2 protein-coding genes are annotated in these 2,821 nt (G+C 65.2%); one reads left to right on the forward strand and one right to left on the reverse strand.

What is annotated here, in order from left to right:
• Positions 1 to 1,634: alpha-amylase family glycosyl hydrolase (locus DU475_RS23515; RefSeq protein ID WP_164633484.1), on the reverse strand; the 1,634-nt coding region annotated here is incomplete at its 3' end.
• A 480-nt stretch (positions 1,635 to 2,114) separates the two neighbouring features.
• On the opposite strand from DU475_RS23515, the gene DU475_RS23520 reads away from it, so the two are divergent.
• On the forward strand, positions 2,115 to 2,642 hold the full coding sequence (locus DU475_RS23520; protein WP_013504571.1) for a hypothetical protein: 528 nt from the start codon (positions 2,115 to 2,117) through the stop codon (positions 2,640 to 2,642).
• The last annotated feature ends 179 nt before the right edge of the window (positions 2,643 to 2,821 follow it).

The following is a 2,821-nucleotide window of genomic DNA, read 5'->3' on the forward strand; positions in this document are numbered from 1 at the left end:
GGCGGCGTCAGGTGTGTATAGGGGACAGCTTCCGGCGCGCGGCCGACGATGATGCCCTCGTGGCCGCGCAAATCGGGCGTAGCGCCGATGCGTTCGCCGGCGCGATCCAGCATCGTCGACAGCAGCACCTCGCCGTCGAGTCCGATCGCGTCGGACGCCGCCGAGATCGGATCGGACCCGAGATTGAGCGCGATCAGCACCGATTGCCCCCGATGGTGCCGGCGATACAGCAGCAGATCGCCGTCCGCGGCGAGCGGCTGATAGTCGCCGACCGAGAGCTGCGGCAACTGCCGCCGCAGCCGCAGCAGCGCGCGATACAGGTTCAGGATCGACTGCGCATCGGCCCGCAGATTGGCGGCGTTGTCCTGGATCGCGTCGGGCGCCAGCGGCAGCCACGGCCGGACGTCGGAGAAGCCGGCATGGGCGGAGGCGTCCCATTGCATCGGGGTGCGGCAGCCGTCGCGGCCGACGCCGATGCCCGGCACGTTCTTCTCGAACGGATCCTGCACGTCCTCCGGCGCGATTTCGACCTGCTCCATGCCGAGTTCGTCGCCGTAATACATGGTCGGTGTGCCGCGCAGCGTCAGCAGCAGCATTGCGGCGACGCGTGCCTGCGCCGGTCCGACCCGGCTCGCCACCCGCGGGCGATCGTGGTTGCCGAGCACCCAGTTCGGCCACGCACCGGCGGGTAACGCCTGCTCGTAGCGATCGATCAGGGCGGCAATGTCGCGGGCGTGCCAGGGCGTCGACAACAGCGCAAAATTGAACGGCAATTGTGCGCCGTTCAGGTCGGCCCCATAATAAGCCACCAGCCGCTCGATCGGCAGATAGATCTCACCGATCAGGAGACGGTGATCGAATTCGTCGATCACGCTGCGCAGTTCGGCGACGACCTGCTGCGTCTCCGGCCGGTCAGCGGAATACTGCGGGATCAGCGCCGCGTGCGGCGGCATGCCGGGGCGGAAGTCCGGATTGGGCGGGTTGTCGCGGAACTGGTCGTCCTTGATCAGGTGCCAGATCACGTCCACGCGAAAGCCGTCGACGCCTTTGCGCAACCAGAACCGCATCGCCTCGCAGATCGCGGCTCGCACCTCCGGATTGCGCCAGTTGAGGTCGGGCTGCTGCTTCAGGAAGGCGTGATAGTAATATTGGCCGGTGGCTTCGTCGTACTCCCAGCCACTGCCGCCGAATTCGGACAGCCAGTTGGTCGGCGGCCCGCCGTCCGGTGCAGGATCGCGCCAGATGTACCAGTCGCGCTTCCGATTGTCGCGCGACGACCGGCTCTCGATGAACCAGGGATGCTGGTCGGACGAATGGTTCGGCACCAGGTCGAGAATGACCTTGAGACCGCGGGCATGCGCGGTGAGCACCAGCGCGTCGAAATCGTCCATGGTGCCGAAGATCGGGTCGATGCCGACATAGTCGGCAACGTCGTAGCCGAAATCCGCCATGGGGGACGGAAAGATCGGCGACAGCCAGATCGCATCGACCCCGAGATCCGACAGATAGCCCAGCCGGTCGATGATGCCGCGCAGATCGCCGATGCCGTCGCCATTGCTGTCCTGAAACGAGCGCGGATAGATCTGGTACAGCACACCCGCCGCCCACCACGACACGCTCGCAACGGTTTGCATCAGTTCTCGCCTTTCCCATGTCGGTCTCAGACGCGACAGTGCGCGGCTTTGTTCCGGGCGCAGCCGAATAGACCACGCTGTCGCACAAGGATGCGTCAGCGCCGTGAAGCACCGCGCGGGACTCGTGCCCGCTTGACCGAAGCGGAAATCGGCGCCTGGCGTCGGGCAGCGGCGATGGCCGGGCGCGCGCCCGAGGGTCGCGCAGGCGCAGCGATCTCGACCGACAGACCACACCAAGCTACCATCCACGCATTCGTGAATGACCAAGCCGGCCGAAGCCCCTCGAACTGTCTTGATCGCAAGTGATTATTTACTGCAGGAACGCAGGTTCTGCTGCGGCGCGATGCCGCCGGTAGCCAGGTGGTTCAAAGACTTGTCGCGCTGCAAAACTATGCCAAGCTGGGAACCGGGTGGGTTGCCAAGAATTGTCGGTCAAAGACTGAAATTCAAACTAACACATCGCTATAGAGGAAGGTAAGAATGACGCAGATCACCAAGGTTTATCAGGACGCCGGCAAGGCTCAGGCGGCCGTCGCGGAGCTGAAAGCCGCCTCGTTCAGCAACGCCGCGATCGCCTCCACCAGCAAGGACGGGACCGTGGTCACGGTCGACCCGCCGTTCGGCAAGGGCGGCCAGGCCGACGCCATTCTCAACCGCCACGGTCCGAGCCGTGACACCAGCGGCTATGGCAGCGCCTCGCTGACGGACTCGTCCGCCCGGCTGACCGGCGCGCCGCGTCTGACCGACTCCCGCACCACGCTCGGCGGCATCTTCCCGGAGCTGACCAGCCCGAACTTTTTCCTGTCGTCGATGTTCGGCCCGCTGCTGGCGGCGTCGCAGAAGCCCTGGTCATCGCTTGCGTCGAGCCAGAAGCCGTGGTCGAGCCTGGCCAAGAGCCAGGACGCTTGGTCGTCGCTGGCCAGCAATCAGAAGGCGTCGGCGCAACTGATCAACAATCCGGCGCCGTTCTCGTCGATGCTGGGGCTGCCGGTGCTCGCCGGCCGCTGAGCATTTCTCTTCACTGATCGTTCGCGTCGAGGGCGCCGGCTTTGCCGGCGCCCTCAGACTGCTGACAAAGTCCTCGCCATTGGCGGGGACTTTTGATTCCATGGGGGATGCTTCGCAAACCCTCACCGCAACAGACTTCGATCGAGATGGTCAGTCTCGACGGTCTGGTTCCGAAGGAT

This window comes from Rhodopseudomonas sp. WA056, assembly GCF_010906995.1.
GTDB lineage: Bacteria > Pseudomonadota > Alphaproteobacteria > Rhizobiales > Xanthobacteraceae > Rhodopseudomonas > Rhodopseudomonas palustris_G.

Excerpts from the sequence above, each read along its gene's own strand:
- DU475_RS23520 (WP_013504571.1), top strand. The coding sequence starts at position 2,115 with ATGACGCAGATCACCAAGGTTTATCAGGACGCCGGCAAGGCTCAGGCG.